Below are 1,333 nucleotides of genomic sequence, written 5' to 3' on the forward strand. Positions count from 1 at the left end.
GGGCGTTGCAGGTGGCGGGGGTCGGGACGTTGTTATCCGGGATCAACCTGCTCGTCACCATCGTCAAGATGCGCGCGCCGGGCATGACGCTGATGCGCATGCCGATCTTCACCTGGACGTCGCTGTGCACCAACGTGCTGATCATCGCCGCGTTCCCGGTGCTGACCGCCGCCCTGGCGCTGCTGTCGATGGACCGCTACGTCGGCACCAACTTCTTCACCGCGGACCAGGGCGGCAGCGCCATGCTGTACGTGAACCTGATCTGGATCTGGGGCCACCCCGAGGTCTACATCCTGGTGCTGCCGGTGTTCGGCATCTACTCGGAGGTCACGGCCACGTTCTGCCGCAAGCGCCTGTTCGGCTACGCGTCGATGGTGTACGCCACCGTGGTGATTACCGTGCTGTCGTACCTGGTGTGGCTGCACCACTTCTTCACCATGGGGTCGGGCGCCAGCGTGAACTCGTTCTTCGGGATCACGACGATGATCATTTCGATTCCCACCGGGGCGAAGATCTTCAACTGGCTGTTCACGATGTACCACGGCAAGATCAAGTTCGAGGCGCCGATGCTGTGGACGGTGGGCTTCATGGTCACGTTCGTGATCGGCGGCATGACAGGCGTGCTGCTGGCGGTGCCGCCGGCCGACTTCGTGCTGCACAACAGCCTGTTCCTGATCGCCCACTTCCACAACGTGATCATCGGCGGCGTGCTGTTCGGGCTGATGGCCGGCATCTACTACTGGTTCCCGAAGGCGTTCGGCTACCGGCTGGTGGCGTCGTGGGGCAAGGCATCGTTCTGGTTCTGGCTCACCGGCTTCTACTTCGCGTTCATGCCGCTGTACTGGCTGGGCCTGCTCGGTGTGACGCGCCGGGTGAACCATTTCGAGGATCCGTCGCTGCAGATCTGGTTCCTGATTGCCGCGTTCGGCGCGTTCCTGATCGCCTGCGGCATTGCCTGCTTCATCATTCAGCTGGTGGTCAGCTTCATGCGCCGCGAGGAACTGCGCGACACCACCGGCGACCCCTGGGACGGCCGCACGCTGGAATGGTCCACCTCGTCGCCGCCGCCGCAGTACAACTTCGCGTTCACGCCGGTGGTGCATGACACCGATGCCTGGTGGCAGATGAAGCAGTACGGCTACAAGCGGCCGATGGAGGGCTTCATCCCGATCCACATGCCCAAGAACACCGCGGCGGGGATCGTGCTGGCCGCCCTGTGCACGCTGATGGGCTTTGCGCTGATCTGGCACATCTGGTGGCTGGCGGCCGTGTCGTTCGCGGCCACGATCATCGCGGCAATCATCCATACCTTCAACTACAAGCGCGACTACTA

1 protein-coding gene is annotated in these 1,333 nt (G+C 63.2%); it reads left to right on the forward strand.

The window, feature by feature from the left end; all coding sequences use genetic code 11:
- Positions 1-1,333, forward strand: a 1,333-nt coding sequence (locus tag ACIPIA_RS16455; RefSeq protein WP_400511049.1) for a cbb3-type cytochrome c oxidase subunit I, incomplete at both ends; no start/stop codon positions are given.

It is taken from the genome of Allobosea sp. CER48, from assembly GCF_044752385.1.
Lineage (GTDB): Bacteria > Pseudomonadota > Alphaproteobacteria > Rhizobiales > Beijerinckiaceae > Allobosea.